At 73.2% G+C, this 21,681-nt stretch carries 23 protein-coding genes; 16 read left to right on the top strand and 7 right to left on the bottom strand.

The features are described from left to right. Positions 1-5: 5 nt before the first annotated feature. The 6 genes from ACZZY9_RS09970 to ACZZY9_RS09945 all read left to right on the top strand — a co-directional run bounded on the left by ACZZY9_RS09970 (position 6) and on the right by ACZZY9_RS09945 (position 5,883). Positions 6-890 carry a flagellin N-terminal helical domain-containing protein gene (locus ACZZY9_RS09970; protein WP_463463976.1) on the top strand — a complete coding sequence of 295 codons (885 nt, stop codon included), beginning with the start codon at positions 6-8 and terminating at the stop codon, positions 888-890. Then, a complete protein-coding gene (locus tag ACZZY9_RS09965) occupies positions 887-1,288 on the top strand; it encodes a flagellar assembly protein FliW (RefSeq protein ID WP_463463975.1) in 402 nt (133 codons plus the stop codon). Before ACZZY9_RS09970 ends, ACZZY9_RS09965 begins: the two co-directional genes overlap by 4 nt. A 126-nt stretch (positions 1,289-1,414) precedes the next feature. After that, on the top strand, positions 1,415-2,659 hold the full coding sequence (locus ACZZY9_RS09960; protein WP_463463974.1) for a PQQ-dependent sugar dehydrogenase: 1,245 nt from the start codon (positions 1,415-1,417) through the stop codon (positions 2,657-2,659). A gap of 954 nt (positions 2,660-3,613) precedes the next feature. Beyond that, the gene (locus ACZZY9_RS09955; protein WP_463463973.1) at positions 3,614-4,708 is read left to right on the top strand and encodes a tetratricopeptide repeat protein; all 1,095 of its coding nucleotides are present in this window, start codon (positions 3,614-3,616) and stop codon (positions 4,706-4,708) included. A gap of 21 nt (positions 4,709-4,729) precedes the next feature. After that, positions 4,730-5,185: a SprT-like domain-containing protein gene (locus tag ACZZY9_RS09950; RefSeq protein ID WP_320477405.1), complete on the top strand. Its 456-nt coding sequence runs from the start codon at positions 4,730-4,732 to the stop codon at positions 5,183-5,185. A gap of 53 nt (positions 5,186-5,238) precedes the next feature. Next, positions 5,239-5,883 carry a CGNR zinc finger domain-containing protein gene (locus ACZZY9_RS09945; RefSeq protein ID WP_463463972.1) on the top strand — a complete coding sequence of 215 codons (645 nt, stop codon included), beginning with the start codon at positions 5,239-5,241 and terminating at the stop codon, positions 5,881-5,883. 188 nt (positions 5,884-6,071) lie between these two features. On the opposite strand, the gene ACZZY9_RS09940 is transcribed toward ACZZY9_RS09945, so the two are convergent. Together ACZZY9_RS09940 and ACZZY9_RS09935 are read right to left on the bottom strand one after the other, a co-directional pair. Further along, entirely contained in the window at positions 6,072-6,377 is a 306-nt protein-coding gene (locus ACZZY9_RS09940) for a DUF427 domain-containing protein (RefSeq protein WP_192060982.1), read from the bottom strand. Between the two features lie 154 nt (positions 6,378-6,531). Continuing rightward, on the bottom strand, positions 6,532-7,128 hold the full coding sequence (locus ACZZY9_RS09935) for a 2-phosphosulfolactate phosphatase (RefSeq protein WP_463463971.1): 597 nt from the start codon (positions 7,126-7,128) through the stop codon (positions 6,532-6,534). Between the two features lie 131 nt (positions 7,129-7,259). On the opposite strand from ACZZY9_RS09935, the gene ACZZY9_RS09930 reads away from it, so the two are divergent. From ACZZY9_RS09930 to ACZZY9_RS09910, 5 genes are all read left to right on the top strand, one after another. Then, positions 7,260-7,748, top strand: coding sequence for a hypothetical protein (locus ACZZY9_RS09930; RefSeq protein ID WP_463463970.1), 489 nt, complete (start codon positions 7,260-7,262; stop codon positions 7,746-7,748). 165 nt (positions 7,749-7,913) lie between these two features. Then, a complete protein-coding gene (locus tag ACZZY9_RS09925; protein WP_463464663.1) occupies positions 7,914-8,558 on the top strand; it encodes a DUF1684 domain-containing protein in 645 nt (214 codons plus the stop codon). Between the two features lie 83 nt (positions 8,559-8,641). Next, positions 8,642-9,136, top strand: coding sequence for a hypothetical protein (locus ACZZY9_RS09920; RefSeq protein WP_463463969.1), 495 nt, complete (start codon positions 8,642-8,644; stop codon positions 9,134-9,136). Positions 9,137-9,200: 64 nt separating this feature from the next. Then, positions 9,201-9,719 (top strand): hypothetical protein, encoded by a 519-nt coding sequence (locus tag ACZZY9_RS09915; protein WP_463463968.1) that lies wholly within the window; start codon positions 9,201-9,203, stop codon positions 9,717-9,719. Between the two features lie 457 nt (positions 9,720-10,176). After that, positions 10,177-12,060: a DEAD/DEAH box helicase gene (locus tag ACZZY9_RS09910; protein ID WP_463463967.1), complete on the top strand. Its 1,884-nt coding sequence runs from the start codon at positions 10,177-10,179 to the stop codon at positions 12,058-12,060. 166 nt (positions 12,061-12,226) lie between these two features. On the opposite strand, the gene ACZZY9_RS09905 is transcribed toward ACZZY9_RS09910, so the two are convergent. Together ACZZY9_RS09905 and ACZZY9_RS09900 are read right to left on the bottom strand one after the other, a co-directional pair. Continuing rightward, entirely contained in the window at positions 12,227-13,141 is a 915-nt protein-coding gene (locus ACZZY9_RS09905) for a hypothetical protein (RefSeq protein WP_463463966.1), read from the bottom strand. 168 nt (positions 13,142-13,309) lie between these two features. Beyond that, positions 13,310-13,852 (bottom strand): NUDIX hydrolase family protein, encoded by a 543-nt coding sequence (locus ACZZY9_RS09900; protein WP_192060976.1) that lies wholly within the window; start codon positions 13,850-13,852, stop codon positions 13,310-13,312. A gap of 89 nt (positions 13,853-13,941) precedes the next feature. Between ACZZY9_RS09900 and ACZZY9_RS09895 the strand changes: the two genes are divergently transcribed. Both ACZZY9_RS09895 and ACZZY9_RS09890 read left to right on the top strand, forming a co-directional pair. After that, on the top strand, positions 13,942-14,628 hold the full coding sequence (locus ACZZY9_RS09895) for an alpha/beta hydrolase (protein ID WP_463463965.1): 687 nt from the start codon (positions 13,942-13,944) through the stop codon (positions 14,626-14,628). A gap of 14 nt (positions 14,629-14,642) precedes the next feature. Then, positions 14,643-15,323: an SIMPL domain-containing protein gene (locus ACZZY9_RS09890; RefSeq protein ID WP_320480046.1), complete on the top strand. Its 681-nt coding sequence runs from the start codon at positions 14,643-14,645 to the stop codon at positions 15,321-15,323. Here ACZZY9_RS09890 and ACZZY9_RS09885 read toward each other — a convergent pair. After that, positions 15,313-16,422, bottom strand: coding sequence for an N-acetyltransferase family protein (locus tag ACZZY9_RS09885; protein WP_463463964.1), 1,110 nt, complete (start codon positions 16,420-16,422; stop codon positions 15,313-15,315). The genes ACZZY9_RS09890 and ACZZY9_RS09885 overlap by 11 nt on opposite strands. A 96-nt stretch (positions 16,423-16,518) precedes the next feature. Between ACZZY9_RS09885 and ACZZY9_RS09880 the strand changes: the two genes are divergently transcribed. The 3 genes from ACZZY9_RS09880 to ACZZY9_RS09870 all read left to right on the top strand — a co-directional run bounded on the left by ACZZY9_RS09880 (position 16,519) and on the right by ACZZY9_RS09870 (position 20,285). Next, positions 16,519-16,998, top strand: a complete 480-nt coding sequence (locus ACZZY9_RS09880) for a DUF1810 domain-containing protein (protein ID WP_463463963.1) — start codon at positions 16,519-16,521, stop codon at positions 16,996-16,998. 323 nt (positions 16,999-17,321) lie between these two features. Further along, positions 17,322-18,176 carry an NAD-dependent epimerase/dehydratase family protein gene (locus tag ACZZY9_RS09875; RefSeq protein ID WP_463463962.1) on the top strand — a complete coding sequence of 285 codons (855 nt, stop codon included), beginning with the start codon at positions 17,322-17,324 and terminating at the stop codon, positions 18,174-18,176. Positions 18,177-18,605: 429 nt separating this feature from the next. Further along, entirely contained in the window at positions 18,606-20,285 is a 1,680-nt protein-coding gene (locus tag ACZZY9_RS09870; protein WP_463463961.1) for a phosphatase PAP2 family protein, read from the top strand. Between the two features lie 119 nt (positions 20,286-20,404). Here ACZZY9_RS09870 and ACZZY9_RS09865 read toward each other — a convergent pair whose 3' ends face one another. Beyond that, a complete protein-coding gene (locus tag ACZZY9_RS09865) occupies positions 20,405-21,385 on the bottom strand; it encodes an aldo/keto reductase (protein ID WP_463463960.1) in 981 nt (326 codons plus the stop codon). A 53-nt stretch (positions 21,386-21,438) separates the two neighbouring features. Beyond that, positions 21,439-21,645, bottom strand: a complete 207-nt coding sequence (locus tag ACZZY9_RS09860) for a hypothetical protein (RefSeq protein ID WP_192060968.1) — start codon at positions 21,643-21,645, stop codon at positions 21,439-21,441. Between the last annotated feature and the right edge of the window lie 36 nt (positions 21,646-21,681).

The raw sequence follows: 21,681 nt of genomic DNA, 5'->3' as shown, positions 1-21,681 counted from the left end.
GGACGATGATCAGCCGCGTCACCGACCAGATGAGCAGCCTGCGAGCGCAGCAGCACCTGATGTCGAGCAAGACCCGCGTCGCCGAGAGCCAGGACCGCGCGTCGAGCCTGCAGAGGATCGGCAGGCCCTCCGACGACCCGACCGGCGCCGCCGAGGCCATGCGCGTGAAGAACCTGCAGGCGGCCGCCGCCCAGCAGTCGCGCAACGCCGACGACGGCGACGGCTGGCTGTCGACCGCCGACGGCGCCCTCTCGGCGGCCGACTCGATCATGGCGAAGGTGCGGCAGCTCACCCTCCAGGGCGCCAACACCGGCGCCGCGGGGCCCGCCGCGCTCGAGGCGATCGCGATCGAGCTGGAGGGCCTGAAGAAGGACCTGCTCGGCACGGCCAACACCAGCTACAACGGCCGCAGCGTCTTCGCCGGCACCTCCGACGCCGGCGTCGCCTGGACGGACGACTACACCCACACCGGGTCCGAGAGCGGCACCGTCGTGCGTCGCGTCGGCCCCGAGACCACCGTCCGCGTCGACGCCGACGGCCGGACGGCCTTCGGCACCGGCGACGACTCGGTGTTCCGCCTGATCGACGACATCGTGACCGACCTCCGCGGCGGGGTCAACGTCAGCGCTCACCTCGCCGACATCGACACTCGCGTCGGCGACCTCCGCGGCGTACAGTCGTCGGTCGGAGCGAGCCACGCTCAGCTACTGAGAGCCAAGGACACCCTGATGGACACCAAGGTCGGACTCGAGGCCCAGCGATCCGGTATCGAGGACCTCGACCTCGGGCAGGCCGTGCTCGAACTCAAGCTCCAGGAGAACAGCTACCAGGCGGCGCTCGCCGTCACCGCCCGGGTCGTCCAGACCTCGCTGATGGACTTCCTCCGATGAGCGGCATCACGCAGACCCCGGTGCGCTTCGTCGCCCCGCCGTTCGGCCTCGAGCCGAAGGTCGACTTCGTGCTCGACGAGATCGAGGGCGCCGTCGGACTCTTCGCCCTCCGCGCCGTCGACGTCCTCGACGACGACGCCGACGTGCGGCTGTTCGTGCTCGACGCGTCGGTGCACCTGACCGACTACTCGCCGGTCATCACCGACGAGCAGACGGCGCTGCTCGAGCTGACCGACGCGGACGACGCGATGCTCCTCGTCGTGGCGACCCCCGCCTCCTCGGGGATGACGGTGAACCTGCTGGCGCCCGTCGTCGTCAACCGGGTGACCGGGGCGGGTGCTCAGCTGATCCTCGAGGGTCAGGACTGGCCGCTCCGGGCGGAGCTCGGCCCCCGCTGACGAGGCCGCCCACCGGCACGTCGATCGGCATGCCGGCGGGCGCGCCCAGCGGTGTCCTCCAGAGTGCGGACACCCGCGTCACGGTCCGTTAACGATGGAGCGACCGGGCCCTCCGGGGTGCTCGGCATGCTGTCTCATGGGGTGATGCACGAGGCGCGGAAGACCACCCCCCGGGGGCACCGCGCCGTCCGCCCGCGGGTGCTCGCCACGGGGCTCGCGCTCACCGCGGGGCTCCTGCTCGTGGCCGGATGCACGAGCGAGGTGCCCACCGCCGGGCCCGCGCTCTCCGACGCCTCGTCGTCCTCGGCGCGTTCGAGCGGACCGGCCGACGTCGGGCCCTCGCCGGTGGCCGCCACGACGAGCACCGACGGGGTCACGATCGCCGACGACGCCGAGACGACCGACGTCGCCACCGGACTCGAGGCGCCCTGGTCGGTCGTCCGACTCGACAGCGGCTCGGCGCTCGTCAGCCTCCGCGACAGCGGCCGCGTCGTCGAGCTCACCGCCTCGGGCGAGCTGCGCGACGTGGCGCGGATCGACGGCGTCGTGCACGAGGGCGAGGGCGGGCTGCTCGGGCTCGCCGTGCTCGGCGGAGCCCCGTCGTACCTCTACGCCTACCTGACCACCGCCGACGACAACCGCATCGTGCGGGCGCCCATCACGGGCACGGCCGGCTCGTACGGGCTGGGCGGCGTCGAGGAGGTGCTGACCGGCATCCCCAAGGCGTCGAACCACGACGGCGGGCGCCTGGCCTTCGGTCCCGACGGCATGCTCTACGCCACGACCGGCGACGCCTCCGACCCGACCGCCGCACAAGACCCCGACTCGCTCGGCGGCAAGGTGCTGCGTCTCTCGCCGACCGGCGCCGTGCCGTCCGACAACCCGATGCCGGGCTCGCCCGTCTACACGCTGGGGCACCGCAACCCGCAGGGCATCGCGTGGGACGCCTTCGGGTCGCCGTGGGCCGCCGAGTTCGGTCAGAACACCTACGACGAGCTGAACTCGCTGTCGCCGGGCTCGAACTACGGCTGGCCCGAGGTGGAGGGCCGGGGCGACGACGGCGACTTCCTCAACCCGGTGCTGCAGTGGTCGACCGACGACGCGAGCCCGAGCGGTCTCACGGCAGTGGGCTCGACGCTGTTCCTGGCGGGGCTCGGCGGCGAGCGGCTGTTCGAGATCCAGGTGCCGGCGACCTCGGCGGCGGTGCCCACCGAGCGGTTCACCGGCGACCGGTCGCTCGGCCGCATCCGCGACGTGCTGCCCGGGCCCGACAGCACCCTGTGGCTCGTGACGAGCAACACCGACGGCCGCGGCTCGCCCGGCGCCGACGACGACCGCATCGTCTCGGTGCCGCTGACCCGGGTGCCCTGACCCGCGCCTCCCCTGCGCCTCGCGCGCCGCCCGCGCCGCGCGCGCCACCCGTCGAAGCGCCCCAAAACGTCGCTCCCACGCCCCCGACCCACCCCTTCGAGGCACCTCGTTCGCAGCACTGCGCCCCGCGCATCCCTCGCCTCCCGCCCCCGCGCCCGCCGCGCGTCGAAGTGCCCCGAAACGTTGCTCCCGCGCCCCCGACCCCCCGCTTTGCGGCACCTGGTTCGCCACCGCCCCGCCCCGCGCCTCCCGCCGCGCATCGAAGCGCCCCAAAACGTTGCTCCCCCGCCCCCGGCCCCCCGCTTCGAGGCACCTCGTTCGCCACCGCCCCGCCCCGCGCCTCCCGCCGCGCATCGAAGCGCCCCAAAACGTTGCTCCCCCGCCCCCGGCCCCCGCTTTGCGGCACTTGGTTCGGCAGCACTGCGCCCCACGCATCGCGCCCCCGCGCCCGCGCCCGCCGCGCATCGAAGCGCCCCAAAACGTTGCTCCTGCGCCCCCGACCCACCGTTTTGAGGCACCTCGTTCGGCAGCACTGCGCCCCGCGCATCCCGCGCCGCCGCGCCCGCGCCCGCGCCTCCTGCGCTCCCCGCACGTCGAAGTGCCCCGAAACGTTGCCCCCGCGCCCCCGACCCACCGCTTTGCGGCACCTCGTTCGGCAGCACTGCGCCCCGCGCATCCCGCGCCGCCGCGCCCGCCCCCGCGCCCACGCCTCCTGCGCTCCCCGCACGTCGAAGTGCCCCGAAACGTTGCCCCCGCGGCCCCGATCCCCCGCTTCGAGGCACCTCGTTCGCCAGCCCGGCGCCGCGCCGCGCCGCCCCGCCCGCCCCGCGCCACCGCTTCGAGGCACGTCGTCCGCCACCGCGACGGCGGGTGCGTCGCGAATCGGGGCGGCAAGCGGGTGAGCCTGCGCGCCGTGCGGTCCGTTCGCGGGGCGGGCGGTTACCCTCGTACACGATGAGCGAGCACGCCCCCCACCTCGGATCCGCACCCGGCAGCGCCCGCCCCCAGAGCGTGCCCCCGGGCCTCGCCGAGCCTGCCGGCTCGAGGCTGGGCGGGGCCGGCGGCTTCGAGCCGATCAGCCTCCGCACGGCGGTCGACGTGCCAGCCGCCGAGGCCCGCCTCGGTGCGCTCGGGCAGAGCCGCAGCACCTCGGCCCTCGGCGAGCGCGCCGATCTGCTGAGGCTGCTCGGTCGACTCGACGAAGCCCTGGCGATCGCCGAAGAGGCCTTCCGCCTCGCGCACTTCACCGGCGACCGGGCCGACTCGACGGCTGCGCGGATCCGTCGGGCGCACATCTTCCGTGAGCAGGGCAAGCTCGAGCGTGCCCTCAACGACCTGCACACGAGTCTCATCACGGCGTCGACCGAAGAGTGGCGCGAGCTCGAGGCCGCGGCCGCCGAGCTCGAGGGTTACACGCTGCTCGAGCTCGGCCGCCACGACGAGGCGCGGGCCAGCCTCGCCCACGCGCTGACCGCCTACTCGGCGAGCGGCGCCCCGCGCGATCGCGCCGTGGATCTGCAGAACGCCATCGACGACATCCTCCGTGCCTACCTCGCGCAGACCGACGGCCAGTCGGTCGAACCGCTCGACGACCCCGCTTCCGGAGGCGCGGCGGAGGTCTTCGACGCCGGTCCCGACGCTCCCCGCCCCGGCGACACGAACCCCACCGGCGGTCTGCCGTCCGAGTCGCTCGTCGACCCCGCGGCCGCCGCGCGGGCCGCTGCGACGCGCACCGACGACTCCGACGAACGTGCGGCCCGCCACGCCCGGCGCGACGAGGTGCCGCCCGCCCCCGAGAGCGACCGTCCGGTGCGAGCCGACACGAGCCTGTGGGGCAAGATCTCGAGCCTCGCCGCGAACGCCGCCGGTCACCGCGAGGGCGACCGGTTCCGCGACTCGTCCTCTCGGTCGGACCGCGGTGCGACCTCGGGCCGACCCGACGACGACGACGCCGACACGACCCGACCCGGCGCGACCGGTGTCACCGGAGTCGTCGACGCCCTGCCCAAAGACGACCAGCCGTCGACCTGGCCGTTCCCGCCCCGGTGACCCGCGCCTCCTGATCCGCTCATGGCCGATCTCGATCGGGTGAGGCGCTGGGCCGACGCGCTGATCGCCCTGCACCTCGACCCCGCCGTCTGGAGCTTCGGCTTCGACAACGCCAAGACCCGCGCCGGGCTGTGCAACTACACGCAGAAGCGCATCACGGTGTCGAAGCACCTGGCCGGTCGGTACGACGACGACGAGATCCACCAGGTGCTGCTGCACGAGGTGGCGCACGCCCTCGCCGGGTCGAAGGCGGGGCACGGACCGCGCTGGAAGTCCGTCGCGACCGACCTCGGCTACATCGGCAGCCGTCTGCACGACGGGGCGATCGCGTCGGATCTCGCTCCGTGGGTGGGCCTCTGCTCGGAGGGGCACGAGCACTTCCGGTACCGCGAGCCGAAGCGCCCGCTGTCGTGCGGGCGCTGCTCGCGCAGGTACGACCCCGACCACCTCATCACCTGGACGAAGCGCGAGCCCTGAGTGGAGCGGCAGGGCGCGAGCCGAGGAGGCGCGTAACCGGTTAGAGTGGTTCGGTGCAGACCGGACAGTGGCTCAGATCAGACACCGACACCCGCTGGTTCTTCGACTCGGGTTCGCTGGGGCTCGATTTCGCCTACCTCGGAGGGTTCCGCGCCGGCTCGCGCTTCGGCCCCGAGTCGGGGCTCGCGCTGCCCGCCGACGGGTCGACCCCGTGGGATGGCCTGCTGCTGCCGCCCGACCTCGACGACTGGATCGGCGAGCGCTTCGAGGGGGTCGCCGGTGCCGCGGGCGATCGCGAACTCGCCGACGCCCGAGGTCTGCGCGACGCGATCGCCCGACTCGCCGTGGCCGCAGCGGACGGCACCTCGACCGATCCGCAGGACGTCGACACGCTCAACCTCTTCGCCGCGCTGCCCGACGTGCCGCCGTCGCTCGAGGGTGGTCGGCGTCAGGCCGGTGCGGGGCGGCTCCGGCTGGGGCAGGCCATGGCATCGGTCGCCCGCGATGCGGTCGCGCTGTTCACGACGGTCGGGTTCGGCGGCGGGCCGGACTCGCGGATGCGGCGCTGCTCGAACGAGGCGTGCGGGCTCGTCTTCTACGACGAGTCGCGTGCCGGGAGCCGCCGCTGGTGCTCGATGCAGCGCTGCGGCAACCGCGCCAAGGTGCGAGCGCACCGCCAGCGCACCGCGACCCGCTGACCCCGACCCCGCCCGCCCGGGCGCGCCGCCAGCACCCCGCGCCGCTCCCCCTAAAACGCCAGAAAGTGGACACGACGCCACGTATGAAGCTGGCGTCGTGTCCATCTTCTGGCGTCGAGGCGTCGTGGCGACCCGGCGACCTGGCGTCGTGGCGCCGGTCTGACGGACTCGACCCGCGCCTCCTCGGGTCAGTCGACGATCTGCACGTCGTTGTAGAAGGCGACGTAGCCCGAGTAGTCCGAGCCGACGCGGTCGAACGACGACGGGATGGGGGTGGGGTAGCTCCAGGCGCGGTCCTTCAGCAGGGTGTCGCCGGATCGGACGCTGAAGTACTGGGTGTCGCCCTTCCACGGGCAGTGGTACTGGGTGGGGCTCTTCTCGAGCAGGCTCTCGTCGACGCTCGACGGCGGGAAGTACCAGTTGCCCTCGATCGAGACGAGCTCGTCTTTCGGGGCCTCGGCGACGACGGTTCCGTCGGTGAGCACTGCCTTCATGGTTCCTCCAGCGGTTCGGGCGACGGGTGGTCGCGATGCGGCACAGGCTACGCCGCGCCCCCGACAGTGGGCACCGGGGCAGGAGGCGCGGGTCCGCTCAGGAGGCGCTGGCCGGTTCAGGAGGCGCAGCGCGATTCAGGAGGCGCGGCGCAGCCTAGGAGGCGCGGGTCGACGACACGAGGTCGGCCCGGCCGGTCGCGACGAGCTCTCCCGCCGAGGCCGACGCCGTGAGAAGGTGCGACGTCGCCCGCCGGAGCGACACCGCGGCGGCGCAGGCGACGGCCGCCTCGGGCGACGACGAGTCGATGCCGACCGCGGCGAGCGCGTCGACGACGGCTCCGGCGGCGAGCTGGTCCTCGACCGCGGGGCGGAAGCCGTCGGGCTCGACGGCGCCGGCGGCGACGATCGCGACGACGGCGCGGTCGCCCCGGTCGGCCTGCCGCTCGAGCACGCGGCGGGCGACGCCGTCGGCGTCGGCGGGGGTCGTCACGAGCAGCACCTCGACGGTCTCGGCGTGCACGGGCCCGTCGCCGCGCTCGGCGTCATCGGCGCCCTCGCTCCGGTCAGCCCCTTCGGACCCCTCGGCGACGGCGTCGAGCACGGCGGCGACCGTCTCGTCGGTCGAGAGCAGCCCGTGCCCGTCGAGGGCGTCGACGACCACGACGAGGTGGGCGCCGGGTGCGATGCGGCCGGCTCCGTCGATGCCGTGGTCGAGCCTGACCTGGTACTTCTGCTGGCCGTGCGCGTTCATCCCTCCACAGTAGGTCGGACGAGCGGGGCGGTGGCCGAGCATGACGCGCGATGACGGACGGCCGCGACCCGCGCCTCCTCGGCCCCTCCGCAGGCGGCCCCCTCCACAGGCCGCAGGAGTTGGATCGACGCATGCACGTGCAGCTCAAGATCCGCCTCGCCTGCCCCGTCGACGTCGCGACCGACGCCCTCCGCGACCCCCGCGTGATGGTCGCCGTGACGAAGCCCCTGGTGAAGTACCGCTCGGATGCGCCCGAGGGCTTCCCCGAGCGCTGGACCGAGGAGGCGCACCCGGTCTCGGCGAGCATCCTCGGCGTCCTGCCCCTCGGCAGCACGCACGTCGACCTCGACTGGCACGAGCGCGACGGGGCGTGGATCCAGCGCGACACCGGTACGGGCACGAGCGGCCAGTTCGCCCGGATGCGCATCAACCACCGCATGGCCGTCTCGCCCGACGGCCCGGACGGGACGCTGCTGCGCGACCGCATGGAGTTCCACGCCGGCGCCCTCGGCCTGCTGCTCTGGCCCGGGCTCTGGGCGACCTGGCAGTGGCGGGCACTCCGCATGAAGGCGCTCGCGCCGACCTGGCGCGGGGCCCCGACGCACCCGAAGCACGCCTAGAGGGCGTTCGACGGGCGGGCGCTGCGGCATCGCGGACCTGAGAAGGAGGCGCGAGCAGTGTCGGAGGCGCTGCGTACGGTGGGTGACGTGACCGACCCCACCCGCGCCTCCTCGTCTTCTGCTGCATCCGACTCCGCGACCCCTGTGGCCGCGGCAGGGAGTGACGTGCCCGGGGCCTCGGTCCCCAGCGCGGCTCGGTCGGCGCTCGACATCGCGTCGTGGCGTCGGACCATCCACCGCCTGTACCGCGACGTGCGCGAGTCGGCCGATCTGGTCGAGGCGCACGACCTCTGGCGGCGCACCCGCGACGAGCTGTTCACGACGCACCCGTCGACGCCGCTCCTGCCGGAGGACCGGCCCGGTTTCACGGGACTGCCGACCACTCCGTACGACCCGGCCTGGCGGTTCGAGGTGGCGGTCGAGTCCGTAGAGACTCGACGCATGGTCGTCGAGACGGGCACCGACGGCGATGTGCAGTTCGACCTGGTGGGCGTGGCGGATGTGCCAGGCGTCGGGAGACTCGACGTGTGGAAGCTCGTGCAGTACGGCGGCGGCTTGTTCGTGCCGGTGAAGGATGCGCTGGCCGGCAAGCCGGGAGGGACGTACGGAGGCGGTCGGTACCTGATCGACTCGGTCAAGGGCGCCGACCTCGGCGCGGGCACCGAGCCCGGCACGATCGTGCTCGACTTCAACTTCGCCTACAACCCCAGCTGCGCCTACGACCCCGCCTGGGCCTGCCCCCTCGCCCAGCCGGGCAACACGGTCGCCGTGGAGATCCCCGTCGGCGAGCGCTACGGGACGGTGCGCTGAGGCTTTCATCCTCCGGGATCGGACCGAGGGAGATCAGCCGAACGGTTGATTGCATGACGACATCGATGTAATACCGTCAACGGATGTCGATTCGTCGTGCCGCCGTCGGCCTCATTTCTGCTCCAGTACATGCCTCCGCCCTGGTGGCACTGTTCTTCGAGTCGCTATTCAGAGCACCGAGCGTCATCAGTTGCTTATTCGTCGCCTCGGCGGCCATGCCGGTCGCGCTCTCGCGGCACTTCCTGGGCAGACTGTCGACGCCAGGCAGAGTCGACCTCCTCATACGGGTCTCCCATCTGATCTGCGGCTTCGTCGGAAGCACGGTCGTGGCAGGCGTCGGCCTCCTCCTCATGTCCGGTGATGACGCCATTCCGATGCTCGTCGGGGTTACGTCCACGGCAGGGTTCATCAGCCTGCTCCTGGGCCCTCCGGCGCGGAGCCTTCTCCGCGTGGATGTACTGCACGAACCGCCCGTGCCCAGAGGCAGCCCCTGGCTCGGCGTCGCGACTCATATAGCCCTCATCGTCATCGCCGCAGGCCTCGCCACAGTGACGATCCCATGTCGAACGAATGGCTAGGTCGCTCAGACCAGCATGGATCTGGTCAGCCCTCGTCGCGTTCATCGGTGCCGCCTGCTCCCTGGTGCAGGCCAACGCCATCAACTGGGTCTCCTTCATGCTGGTCCTGACCGACGGGTGCCACAGGGTCGCCGCTGATGATCGCTTCGAACCCATGCTGGCGGCCGTCGTGACGACCTCATGGCTCCCCCTGTGGGGATCGATGTCGGCAGGAGGTTGGGCGACATCCAAGCCACGTGCCTGGTTCATCCTGCAGATCGGCTTCGTCCTGCTCGCCCTGCTCCCCATCTCCCTCGTCGTCGGCATCGAGGTGCTGCTGTCATGGGAGGAGATCCGACAGATGCCGTCGCCCGTCGTCGGCGTGGCCATTCACCTGACTCCGACCATTCCGCCACTCCTGTGGTTCGGGGCCGCCGTCGTGCTCAGCCGACGCACGCCGCTGGGGACCCTGACGCGGAAACAGGGTCTCGCCATCGGTCTCGTGACGGCAATGCTCACGATCGCCACCCCAGGCGTCGTCCTCCTGACGCTCTCTGACGGGTGCCTGTTGGCCGAGTTCCTGCCGACGGTCCGACTCTGGTGATCGAGGAGATGAACGGCTGATCGACCTTGCTGCTCACGACCATTGGTCTCCCTGGCGACATGCTCCGCGCTCCACCGGCGACCGGAATCCGGCCCGCGCGCGGCGTCACGACTCGACCCGCGCCTCCTCGGCACCCCCGTCGCGCTTTCCGCGCACCTCCGCTAGGCTGGAACCACTTGCGAGTCGGCCTGACCGGCTCCCTGCGTCGTAGCACGCCCCTCCCCGCCTCTCCCGTCCTGGCACACACCCAGGCAGCCCAGCAGGCGCGCGAAGCTCACTCTGCGGCGAAACGATCGTGCACACCTGCACCGTCGCCACATCTCGAGCCCGGCTACGACAGCCGTTCTCCCGGCACTGCCCCGCCCCCGCGCGAACACGTCAGCACGACGTCGTCGCCCGACACGGTGGTCACGCAGCCTGGCCCGGCTCGACACCGATGCCCCGAAAGGTGCACCACATGTCAACGAACACCCTCGACACCGAGAACACCACCCCCGACGGCTCGACCGTCGACGAGACGGCCGACACCGTCACCTTCAGCTCGCTCGGCGTCCCCGCCCCGATCGTCAAGTCGCTCGCGGCGGAGGGCAAGACCACCGCCTTCCCGATCCAGGTCGACACCCTGCCCGACACCCTCGCCGGGCGCGACGTGCTCGGCCGCGGCAAGACCGGCTCGGGCAAGACCCTCGCGTTCTCCATCCCGATGGCTGCGCGCCTCGGCGGCAAGCTGGCCGGCGGTCAGCGTCGCGCCGGCCGCCCCCTCGGCCTGGTGCTCGCCCCCACCCGCGAGCTCGCCACGCAGATCGACGCCGTCCTGGCCCCGCTCGCCGCGGCCTACGGCATGCGCACCACCACCATCTTCGGCGGCGTCTCGCAGAACCGTCAGGTGCAGGCCCTCAAGGCCGGCGTCGACATCATCATCGCCTGCCCCGGCCGCCTCGAAGACCTCATGAAGCAGGGCTTCGTCAAGCTCGACGCCATCGAGATCACCGTGCTCGACGAGGCCGACCACATGGCCGACCTGGGGTTCCTGCCCGGTGTCACGCGCATCCTGAAGGCCACCCCGACCGACGGTCAGCGCCTGCTCTTCAGCGCGACCCTCGACAACGGCGTGGACAAGCTGGTCAAGCAGTTCCTCCACAACGAGGTGCTGCACTCCGTCGACGAGGCCAACTCGCCCGTCGCCAAGATGACCCACCACGTGTTCGAGACCCCCGACCTCGACAGCAAGAACGCCCTCGTGCAGACGCTGGCCGGCGGCAAGGGCCGTCGCATCCTCTTCATGCGCACCAAGCACCACGCCAAGAAGCTCGCCAAGAAGCTGACCGACGCCGGCATCCCCGCCGTCGACCTCCACGGCAACCTGTCGCAGCCGCAGCGCGACCGCAACCTCGCCGCCTTCCAAGACGGCAGCGCCCGCGTGCTCGTCGCCACCGACGTCGCCGCCCGCGGTGTGCACGTCGACGACATCGAGCTCGTCATCCACGTCGACCCGCCCACCGAGCACAAGGCGTACCTGCACCGCTCGGGCCGCACCGCCCGCGCCGGCGCCGAGGGAGACGTCGTCACCCTCGTCATCCCCAGCCAGAAGCGCGACGTCGCCCAGCTGATGAAGAAGGCGGACATCCGCCCGACCATCACCGCCGTCGTGCCGTCCTCGCCCGAGGTCGCCGCGCTGGTCGGCGAGGTCGCCGCGTACGTCAAGCCCGCCCCCCGTGCCGCCGTGCAGCAGCAGCAGGGCGGCGGCGGTCGCTCGCAGGGCGCCAACGCGCAGCGCAAGCGCGCCGCTCGTCAGGACTCGCAGGGCAACCCCATCGCCCGCCAGGACCGCTCGGGTCGCCCCGCGGCGGCATCGGCCGGCGGCTCGCGCGACGGACGCCAAGGAGGCGCGGGTCGCGGCTCCGAGACCGGTCGCGGTCGCGACGGCGCAGCCCGCTCGGGTGGCTCGCGTGACGGCGGACGCCAGGGTGCCGGCCGCGACGGCGGCGCGCGCCGCGACGCCGCCCCCCGCGGTGGCGCCTCGACCTTCTACTCGACCGAGTCCGGCCGTGGCGCCGTGACGCCGGTGCGCGACGGCGGCCGTGACGCCGGCCGCGACGAGGCCCGTGGCACCCGCCAGACCGGACGCCGCGCCCAGAGCGACGGCGGCCAGAGCCGCACCAACGCCGTCCGCAACGACCAGGCCGACTTCGCGGCGTCGCAGGGCGGCCCCCGCGAAGGCGGGCAGCGCTCCGGCGGACGCCGCGCCTCCTCGGAGGGCGGACGCCCCGGCTCGCTGAAGGTCGGCGGTCTCGTCGGCGGCAAGGCCCGCACCGGCGGCGGCCAGCGCGGCGGTCGCTGACCCGCGCCTGACGGCGCCACCCGCCTGACACCCCGTTCTCAGCGCAACACCCGCATTCATCGGGGTGTAGCGCCGAGAACGGGGTGTTGCGCGTTGCAGCGCGCGCCGCGCGCGGCGCGCCGCGCCGAGCGCGCGCCGCGCGCCGCGCGCCGCGCCGCGCCGCGCGTCAGCGCACGCCGGCGCGGCGGAGCGCAGCGACGAGCGGGTCCTTCCGGAGGGCGTCGGCCCAGCTCCACCTCACGACGGCCCTCACGCCGGGCAGCGAGCGCAGGGCGTCCTCTCGGCGCTTCTCGTCGATGACGACCTGCTCGGGCGTGCGTCCGCGCCTCGGGCCCGCATCGCGGTACTTCACTTCGCCGTCGAACTCGCCGATCACTCCGCATTCGGGCCACCAGAAGTCGACGATCCCCACGAGCGATCCTCCCCGCGGGAACCGGGCCTGCAGCTCGGGCTTCGAGAGGCCGGCGAGGTGGATGACAGCGCGACTCAGGGACTCGCCCGGCGAATCGGCGCGGGCGTCGGCGAAGGCGATCGCGGCCGCGGCGCGTCGACTGCCCGGAACGCCGGGACGCCGTGCCGCCACCGCCTCGAGCTCCGCTCGCGAGAAGGCGCCGGTGCGCAGACCGTGGTCGAGGATCACGGCCCCGCCCGCGAGATCGTGTCGCCTCACCGCGTCGACGGCGGCCTGACGAGGCACCGCGACGCGCAGACCGTCGACGATATCGATCTCGCCGCTGACGAACGGCCCAGCGTGCTGATGCGCCCAGGGGCCGACCTTGTCGCGATGACGCCGGGGGTCGATGACGTGCACGCGCTCGGGCCAGTCCCCCAGCAGCGGGAAGCCGCGGAGCGCCAACGCCGACTCGTGCGAGACGACGACCTCGTCGCCGAACCGCGGCACGATGGCGTGCACCCGCATCACATGGCGCTCGGCGGCCGTGAGCGCCTGCCAGACCGGAGTGGGCACGTAGGCGCCGGGTGCGACCCGCCGCAGGAGCCCTCGCCGGGCATCGCGCTCGATCGTGGAGCTGTCGCCGCCCGATCGGATGACGGAGTCACGGCGGATCAGCGTTTCGAGCACGGGTAGAGCATGACGCATGTGATCCGCACGGCGCCACCCGCGCCTCCTCGGCTGTGGATGACCGGCCCAGCACCCCGAAAGCCGCGCTACACCCCGATGAATGCGGGTGTAGCGCGGCTTTCGAGGTGTCGCAGCGAACGAGCGCCGGCGGGGCGGCGCGGCGGCGGGCTACTGCAGGGCGCCGACGGAGGCGAGCGCGCTGCGCAGCAGAGCGCCGCGCCCGCCCTCCATCTCGGCGGCCACGTCGTCGCTCGCCGCCTGGTGCGGCGTCAGCCACGTGAGCTCGAGGGCGTCCTGGCGCGGGTCGCAGGTGCCCGTGACCGGCACGACGTACGCGAGCGACACGGCGTGCTGACGCGCGTCGGTGTAGACCGACGACCCCGGCAGCGGGAAGTACTCGGCCACCTGGAACGGCACGGGCGACAGCGGCAGCTGCGGGAACGCCATCGGCCCGAGGTCCTTCTCGAGGTGGCGGAAGAGCGCCGTGCGCAGGCTCTCGCCGTACATGACGCGGCCCGAGACGAGCATGCGCGACATCGAGCCCTCCGACGAGGCGCGCAGCAGCACGCCCACCTCGGTGACGACGCCCATGCCGTCGACGCGCACCGGCACCGCCTCGACGTACAGGATCGGCAGCCGCTGACGTATCTGGAAGAGCTCCTCCTCCGAGAGCCAGCCGGGATTGGGGTCAGGGGTCTGCACGGAGCTCATGAGGCATGTCTACCAACCCCGTGTGACGGTCGGGTGACGAAAACGCTACAGGCGAACACGGCGACGGTGGTGCTGGATAGGCTCTGGCCATGGTGCAGATCGATCCCTCCGTGGTCACGTGGTCCGTCGACGAGTCCGAGCGCGACGGTCGGCCGCTGCTGGTGCTGCTGCACGGGGTCGGTTCGCACGAGGGCGATCTGATCGGGCTGGCTCCCTATCTGCCGCAGGCCTTCGCGATCGCCTCGCTGCGAGCGCCCTTGCCTCACGGCGACGGCTTCTCGTGGTACCCGCTCGCTCTGCCGGGCTCGCCCGACCCCGCGCCGGTCGACGAGGCGGCGACCGCCGTCCTCGACTGGCTCGACTCGCTGGCCGAGTCGTACACGAGCGTCAGCCTGCTCGGCTTCTCGCAGGGCGGCTCGCTGTCGCTGCAGCTGCTGCGCCGCGCGCCCGAGCGCTTCACGTTCGCGGCCGTGCTGGCCGGCTTCGTGGTCGCCGACCCCGCCTCGGCAGACGCCGACGCCGCCCTCGCGCGGGTGCGCCCCGCCGTCTTCTACGGTCGCGGCGACGCCGACCAGGTCATCCCGATCGACGCCGTGACCCGCACCGTCGAGTGGCTCGGCGAGCACGCCGACGCCGACGTCGAGGTCTACGCCGAGCTCGCCCACGGCGTCTCGCAAGACGAGCTCGACGACCTGAACGCGTTCATCTCGAGGGTGACGAACCCGTTCACCGCCGAGGGCACGCACGCGCCCGACAGCACCGACCTGGTCGTCTAGGGGGCGGCGGAGACATGGCCGACATCGTCGTCTCGGGCACCGTCACGCACCGTCATCACGCCGAGCGGGGCCTGCTCCGGCTGGCGGTCGAGCTCGAGGGCGACGACCGCGCGGCCGTCGTCGACGAGGGCATCGCGGTGCACAACCGGGTCACCGAGCAGGCGACGGTGCTGCGCCGGCAGGGCGCGGCCACCTGGTGGACGGCGCGATCGGTGTCGGTCGGTCTCGTGACCGAGCCGGCGTCGCCCGACGGGAGCCGCGCCTCCTCGGTCCGGTACCGCACGCGGTCGACGATCGAGGTGCGGTTCCAGGACTTCGCCGCGCTGGCCGACTGGGTCGGCGAGCTCGCGCACGTCGAGGGCGTGTCGATCGACGGCATCGAGTGGTCGCTCGGTCACGCGCGTCGCGCCGAGGTCGAACAGGACGCCCGTCTCGCCGCGGTCGCCGACGCCGTGGCGCGCGCCTCCGACTACGCCGACGCGCTGGGTCTCGGCAGCCCCGTGCTGCAGGCCGTCTACGAGCCGGGGCTGCGACCGGGCGAAGGAGGGTCAGGAGGCGCGGGTCACCTCGGCTTCGGCTCATCCCGTTCGCTGATGGCCGCCTCGATGCTCGACGACGGCGGTTCGGTGGTCTACGACCTGCACCCCGCCGACATCGAGGTCACCGCGACGATCAGCGCCGACTTCACGGCCTGAGCCTCCTGCTCCACACCCCCTCGTACTCGAAGGGGACGAAGCCGACGGCCTCGTTGACGTCGAGCATGGGGCGGTTCTCCTCGGCGTTGAAGGTGAAGACGCCCGGGTGACCGGGGCGTTCGGCGGTGAGCAGGTCGGTCGTCGCGATCTTCAACAGCCAGCCGAGTCGGTGCCCGCGGTGCTCGCGCAGCACGAGGGTGTCCTGCTGGAACGCCGGTCGGGTCCGCTCGGCCGGCGCCTCGAGCTGGCTGAACCCCGCCAGCCGCCCGGTCGGCACGTGCTCGACGGCGGCGGTGAACCGCGTCCGCGGACCGGCGAGCGCCTTCTCCTCGGCGTCGCGGAACCGCTCGGGCGTCCAGACGTCCTCCGGCTCGTCGACGCCGCCCGAGGGGGCGTCCGTGCTCATCCGCGTCTCGAGCGCGGCGAGGTCGTCGAGCCACCGCTCGGGTGAGCGTCCGACCCAGGTGTGCAGTCGGTAGTCGTCACCGGCGGCGGTGCGGGCGCGGTCTCGGATGCCGGCCAGCGCCTCCTCGTCCACCGGCAACGCCAGGCGGCTGCAGCGCACCACCTGCCCGAGCACCCAGCCGGCGCCCTGCAGCAGCTGCACGGCCGCATCGTCGGCTCCGACCGACCCGGCGCCGGTGGGGGGCAGGAGGCGCGGCTCGGCCTCGCCGGTCGACCGCACGTAGGCGATCGCCTGGGTCCGGCCCTCGCGGCGCGCGACCTCCTCGACGTGGGCGAGCAGCGCCGAGCCGATCCCCCGGCGCCGGTGCGAGGGGAGCACCATCACGTCGACGTAGGCGGTGCTCGCGCCGTCGCCGTCGAGTCGGCTCTCGTACGACCCGGTCGCGACGATGCGCCCGGCGTCGCGGACGACGTACCAGCGCATGTCCCTGTAGGCGTCGAGCCAGTTCGGCAGCTGCTCGTCGGGCAGCCAGGCCAGGTCGTCGGAGCCGATCGCGTCGGCCCGGATCGCGTTCTCGACGGCGACGGACTCGACGAAGTCGGCGGCGTCGGGCGCGTCGATCGTCTGCGGGATGGCGATGCGCTCGATGACGATCGGTGCTCGGTCGGTGGGCGTCGGGTCGGTCGGGGTCATGTCGGGCCTTCCGGCCGCAGGTGCGTGCGGTCGATGCGCGCCGCCCCGTGGGCAGCCGACCAGACTAGCGGGTCCGGTGCGGCGTAGAACAGACCGATGAGCGATCCGACCGGCACCGACCCGCACAGCCGTCACGGCGACGCCGACACCGATACCGACCCGTTCGACCTCGACCGCTTCGTCACGGCCCAGGAGGCGCACGGCACCTACGACCGCGCCCTCTCCGAGCTGCGCGACGGTCGCAAGGTGAGCCACTGGATGTGGTTCGTGTTCCCGCAGATCGCGGGGCTGGGTCGCAGTGCGACGGCGCAGCACTACGCGATCGGGTCGATCGGCGAGGCCCGCGCGTACCTGGCGCACCCGCTGCTCGGGCCGCGTCTGCGCGAGAGCGTGGACGTGCTGCTCTCCCTGTCGATCTCCGACGCCGATGCGGTGTTCGGCGGCGTCGACGCGCTCAAGGCGCGCTCGTCGCTGACCCTCTTCGCGGAGGCGGAGCCCGCCGAGTCGCGGTTCGGGCGCGCCCTGACGAAGTACTTCGGCGGCGAGCCCGACCAGGCGACCCTCGACCTCCTCTGACGCGCGCGCCGCCGCGCCCCCCGGCTCCAGTGGTCAGTTGTCGCCCCTCCCACGCGCACAAGGGGCCACTCACGCCCACCCTGACTCTTGCGCCGCACCTCCCTGGCGCGCCCCGAACTCGAGTGGTCAGTTAGCGCCCCTCCGACGCGCGCGAAGGGCCCATTCTGCCCACCCTGCCCACCCTGCCCCGCACGCTTCCCCCGGCCGAACTCAGTGGTCAGTTGTTGCCCCTCCCACGCGCACAAGGGGCCAGTCACGCCCACCCTGACGCGCACGCGCCCCCGCGACAGATCGAGGAGGCGCGCGAGGGATAGCCTCGGAGCATGAGCGTTCTGATCGCGGGCTGCGGCGACCTGGGCACCGAGGCGGGTCTGCGGTTCGCCGCCGACGGCCACCGCGTGGTCGGACTCCGCCGTCGTGCCGACCTGCTGCCCGCCCGCATCGAGGGTCGCTCGGTCGACCTCCGTCGCGAGACACCCGTGGTCGACGACGACACCGAGGTCGTCGTCGTCGCTCTGGCGGCCGGCTCGCGCACGCCGGGCGAGTACCGCACCACCTACGTCGACGGGCTGCGCCACGTGCTCGACGGGATCGCGGCGTCGGCGGCCGACCCGCGCCTCCTCGTCGTCTCGTCGACCGCGGTCTACGACGTCGCCGACGGCGGACTCGTGACGGAGGAGACTCCGGCCCGCGGCGGAACTCCGACCGCCGACGTGCTGCTCGAGGCTGAGCGGCTGCTGCGCGGACGGGCTCCCGAGGCGGTGCTGCTGCGGCTCGGTGGGGTCTACGGACCCGGTCGCGAGCGACTGATCGACCAGGTGCGCAGCGGTGCGGCCACGCTGTCCGACCGGCCTGGAGGGTCGCCGCACACGAACCGCATCCACCGCGACGACGCCGCCGCCGCGATCGTGCACCTGACGACGGCTGTCTCGCAGCCCGAGGCCGTCTACCTCGGCGTCGACGACGAGCCCGTCCGGCTCGACGACGTGCTGCTGTTCCTCGCGGACGAGCTGGGGGTCGAGGCTCCCCCGAGCGCGCCTCCCACGGGGCGGCAGTCGGGCGGCGACAAGCGGCTCTCGAACGCCCGACTGCGGGCGACGGGGTTCTCGTTCGCGTACCCGACGTTCCGCGAGGGGTACCGGGCCGTGATCGCCGGCGAGGGCGCGCGGCACGCCTGACCCGGCACGGCTGAGCCGGCGACGCTGGGCGAGCGCGGCTGACCCGGCGCGGCTGAGCGAGGCGACGCTGGTCAGAAGACGCCCCTCCTCGCGCGGCGAAGGGCATCTTCCGACCACCGTCGAGCACGCGCCCCCCACGCTGGTCAGGAGACGCCCTTCGCCGCGCCGAGAAGGGCATCTTCTGCCCACCGAGCAGCCCGTCGCCGCCCCGCCCCCGCCCCGTGCGGCGCGTGAGCCGAGCGAAGCGACGTTGGGCGCAGACCGCCCCTCCCTTGTGCGGCGACGGGCATCTGCCGACCACCGTCGAGCACGCACCCCTCACGCTGGTCGGAAGACGCCCCTCCTGGCGCGGCGAAGGGCATCTTCTGGCCACCGCCACGCACTCGCCCCACGGGCCGAGCGCCAGGTGACCCCGGGTACGGTGGACGCGTGCTCCCCGACCACGACGTCCCTGCCGCCCGACGACGGATCCTCCCCGTCATCACCCTGCCGATGGGCGTCCGTCGTGTCGACCGCGCGGCCGCGAACCTGATCAACGGACGCGAACGGCACCCGCGATCGGATCGTGCCTGGAAGCGGCTCTCGCACTCGGCCGACCACGGCACGCTCTGGCTGACGACCGCCGCCGTCCTGCTGCTCGTCGGCAACCGCCGCGCCGGTTCGCGCGGCGCGCTCTCGCTCGGGATGGCCAGCCTGATCGCCAACGCGGTCGGCAAGAACCTCGTCGGGGGTCCGCGGCCTCTGCTCGACGACGTGCCCATCGGCCGTCAGCTGCGTCGCCAGCCTCGGAGCGCCTCCTTCCCCTCCGGTCACACCGCCAGCGCGATCGCGTTCGTCACCGGGGTGGCCCTCGAGTCGCCCCGCACCGGTCTCGTGCTCGCTCCGCTGGCCGCCGCCGTGTCGTACTCGCGGCTGAAGGTCGGGGCGCACTGGCTGTCCGACGTGGTCGGCGGCGCGCTGCTCGGGGCCGGGGTCGCGGTCGCGGGGCGGCTCGTGCTGCCCGTGCCGGCGCACCCCGTCGGCCCGGCCGCTCTGGCCGGCGAACCGATCGAACTGCCCGCGTCGTCGCGCGGCGAGGGCGTCCTCGTCGTCTCGAACGGGGCGTCGGGGGCTGCTCGTCGGCGAGACCCCGTGACGCTGCTGCGCAAGCGGCTTCCGGAGGCGCGCTACCGGTCGCTCGGCGACACCGACCTCGGCGAGATGGTCGCCGCCGAACTGCGGCGGCGGAATCCTCCGCGGGTGCTCGCGGTCGTCGGCGGCGACGGGACGGTCGAGACGGCCGCCCGCGTCGCGCTCGAGCACGATCTGCCGCTGCTCGTCGTGCCCGGCGGCACCTTCGATCACTTCTCGCGAGCCGTCGGCACGGACTCGGTCGAGACCGCGGTCGCCGCCCTCGCCGCCGGCACCGGCGCGCGGGTCGACGTCGCCGCGGTCGACGTCGACGGCGAGCCGCACCACCTCGCGATCAACGCCACGGCCCTCGGCGTCTACGCCGACTACCTCGCCGAGCGCGACCGACTCGAAGGGCGGCTGGGCAAGCGCGTGGCCGGGCTCGTGTCCGGTGTGCTGATCCTGCGACGGGGACGCACGGTGACCTTCGAGCGACACGGCGACGCGGGGAGCCGCGGTGGCGCCGATGCGGCGGGCGTCGGTGCGGCGGGCGTCGGTGCGGACGATGCGACGGGCGACGGCGGCGCTGTGCGCCAGGGGGCCGCGCGCACGGCGTGGTCGGTCTTCGTCGGGGTCGGGCGCAATGACGACGACGTCGTCTCGCCCATGCGGCGCCGGGCCCTCGACGACGGCTCGCTCGAGGTCCGCACCCTGTCGTCCGGCTCGAGGCTCGGCCGTATCGGGGCGCTGTCGTCGCTGGCGTTCGGCCCGAGGAGCACGGCGACCCTGCGCCTCCTCGGCCTCCTGCCCGAGAAGGAGGCGTTCTCGACCGAGGTCACGTCGCGGTTCGCGGTGAGCGTCGCGGGGGCGCCCCGCCCGGCGATCGCGCACGACGGCGAGGGCGACACCTCACTGCCCGAGACCGCAGAGCGCGACGGGTTCCGCTACGAGGTGCGCCTGCTGCCCCGGGCGTTGCGCGTGTACCGCCCTCGCGGCTGATCCGCGGCCTCACACCTCGGAACCGGCCCCACACCCCGGAACCGGCGTCACACCCCGCGTTCTCGGGGTGTCACGCCGGATACGAGGTGTGACGTGGCCTGCCCAGCCCACCGGGCGCGCTACCAGCGCGGGTGCACGGCCTCGCGGAAGTACTTCTCGTAGATGCGGACGACCTCGGAGTCGAGCCCCTCGTCGAGCGTCACCTCGCCGGCCGCGGCGTTGGCGCGCGCCTGCTCGACGTTGCGAGCACCGGGGATGACGGTGCTGACGCCGGGCTGATCGACGATCCAGGCGAGGGCCGCCTGGGGCACGGTGACGCCCTCGGGCACCGACTCGGCGAACTCGCGAGCCGCGGTGACGCCCTGCTCGAAGTCGACGCCGCTGAAGGTCTCGCCCTGGTCGAACGCCTCGCCGTTGCGGTTGTAGCTGCGGTGGTCGTTCTCGGCGAAGGTCGTCTCGGTCGTGTACTTGCCCGAGAGCAGGCCGCTGGCCAGCGGGACGCGGGCGATGATGCCGACCCCCGCCTCCTCGGCTCGGGGCAGCACCTCGTCGAGCGGCTTGAGCCGGAACGCGTTGAGGATGATCTGCACGGTCGCGAGATTCGGGCGGGCGATGGCGGTGAGGGCCTGGGCCGTCTCTTCGACGCTGACGCCGTAGGCGGCGATCGCCCCGTTCGCGACCAGCTCGTCGAGCGCGTCGTACACGGCGTCGCTCTCGAAGACGGGCGTGGGCGGGCAGTGCAGCTGCACGAGGTCGAGGGTGTCGACGCCGAGGTTGCGGCGCGAGCGGTCGGTCCATTCGATGAAGTTCTGGCGGACGTAGTTGGCCGGCAGCTGGTCGAGACGGCGGCCCATCTTGGTCGCGACGGTGACGTCGACCTCGGGGTTCGCGGTGCGGAACCGGCCGATGATCTGCTCGCTGCGCCCATCGCCGTAGACGTCGGCGGTGTCGAAGAAGGTGACCCCCGCCTCGACGGAGGCGCCGAGCACCTCGAGCGCGTCGCTCTCGGTGACGTCACCCCAGTCGGCTCCGAGCTGCCAGGTGCCGAGGCCGATGACGGATACTTCGCGGCCGGTGCGGCCGAGTGTGCGACTGTGCATGCGGCCAGCGTAGGCGGTGCCGCCGACACCGGGCCGAGGAGGCGCGGGTCGGCTCAGCGACGCCGGGTCGCCGCCCGGGCGAGTGCGAACGCGACCGCGATCAGCGCGACGGCGATGACGACGAAGGCCGCGCCCGCCACGACGTGCGCCTGCAGGATCCGCACCAGGCCGACGAGGAGGGCGAGCGCCGAGGCGAAGGCGAGCGCCTTGCTGACGGCCAGCTGCCCGCGGCGGAGAGCCGCGCCTCCTCGGCGGGTCATCCGCGACTCGTCGCTCGACGGCCGGGGCCGGCGGAC

This window comes from Frigoribacterium sp. AC394 (genome assembly GCF_979258095.1).
The sequence above is the reverse complement of the archived record's forward strand: the minus strand, read 5'-3'. Positions and strand labels throughout refer to the sequence as shown.

Excerpts from the sequence above, each read along its gene's own strand:
- ACZZY9_RS09940 (WP_192060982.1), bottom strand. The coding sequence starts at position 6,377 with ATGAAGGCAGTGCTCACCGACGGAACCGTCGTCGCCGAGGCCCCGAAA.
- ACZZY9_RS09895 (WP_463463965.1), top strand. The coding sequence starts at position 13,942 with ATGGTGCAGATCGATCCCTCCGTGGTCACGTGGTCCGTCGACGAGTCC.
- ACZZY9_RS09880 (WP_463463963.1), top strand. The coding sequence starts at position 16,519 with ATGAGCGATCCGACCGGCACCGACCCGCACAGCCGTCACGGCGACGCC.
- ACZZY9_RS09930 (WP_463463970.1), top strand. The coding sequence starts at position 7,260 with ATGCACGTGCAGCTCAAGATCCGCCTCGCCTGCCCCGTCGACGTCGCG.
- ACZZY9_RS09970 (WP_463463976.1), top strand. The coding sequence starts at position 6 with ATGATCAGCCGCGTCACCGACCAGATGAGCAGCCTGCGAGCGCAGCAG.
- ACZZY9_RS09890 (WP_320480046.1), top strand. The coding sequence starts at position 14,643 with ATGGCCGACATCGTCGTCTCGGGCACCGTCACGCACCGTCATCACGCC.
- ACZZY9_RS09910 (WP_463463967.1), top strand. The coding sequence starts at position 10,177 with ATGTCAACGAACACCCTCGACACCGAGAACACCACCCCCGACGGCTCG.
- ACZZY9_RS09900 (WP_192060976.1), bottom strand. The coding sequence starts at position 13,852 with ATGAGCTCCGTGCAGACCCCTGACCCCAATCCCGGCTGGCTCTCGGAG.
- ACZZY9_RS09965 (WP_463463975.1), top strand. The coding sequence starts at position 887 with ATGAGCGGCATCACGCAGACCCCGGTGCGCTTCGTCGCCCCGCCGTTC.
- ACZZY9_RS09860 (WP_192060968.1), bottom strand. The coding sequence starts at position 21,645 with ATGACCCGCCGAGGAGGCGCGGCTCTCCGCCGCGGGCAGCTGGCCGTC.
- ACZZY9_RS09865 (WP_463463960.1), bottom strand. The coding sequence starts at position 21,385 with ATGCACAGTCGCACACTCGGCCGCACCGGCCGCGAAGTATCCGTCATC.
- ACZZY9_RS09935 (WP_463463971.1), bottom strand. The coding sequence starts at position 7,128 with ATGAACGCGCACGGCCAGCAGAAGTACCAGGTCAGGCTCGACCACGGC.
- ACZZY9_RS09955 (WP_463463973.1), top strand. The coding sequence starts at position 3,614 with ATGAGCGAGCACGCCCCCCACCTCGGATCCGCACCCGGCAGCGCCCGC.
- ACZZY9_RS09960 (WP_463463974.1), top strand. The coding sequence starts at position 1,415 with ATGCTGTCTCATGGGGTGATGCACGAGGCGCGGAAGACCACCCCCCGG.
- ACZZY9_RS09875 (WP_463463962.1), top strand. The coding sequence starts at position 17,322 with ATGAGCGTTCTGATCGCGGGCTGCGGCGACCTGGGCACCGAGGCGGGT.
- ACZZY9_RS09920 (WP_463463969.1), top strand. The coding sequence starts at position 8,642 with ATGTCGATTCGTCGTGCCGCCGTCGGCCTCATTTCTGCTCCAGTACAT.
- ACZZY9_RS09950 (WP_320477405.1), top strand. The coding sequence starts at position 4,730 with ATGGCCGATCTCGATCGGGTGAGGCGCTGGGCCGACGCGCTGATCGCC.
- ACZZY9_RS09885 (WP_463463964.1), bottom strand. The coding sequence starts at position 16,422 with ATGACCCCGACCGACCCGACGCCCACCGACCGAGCACCGATCGTCATC.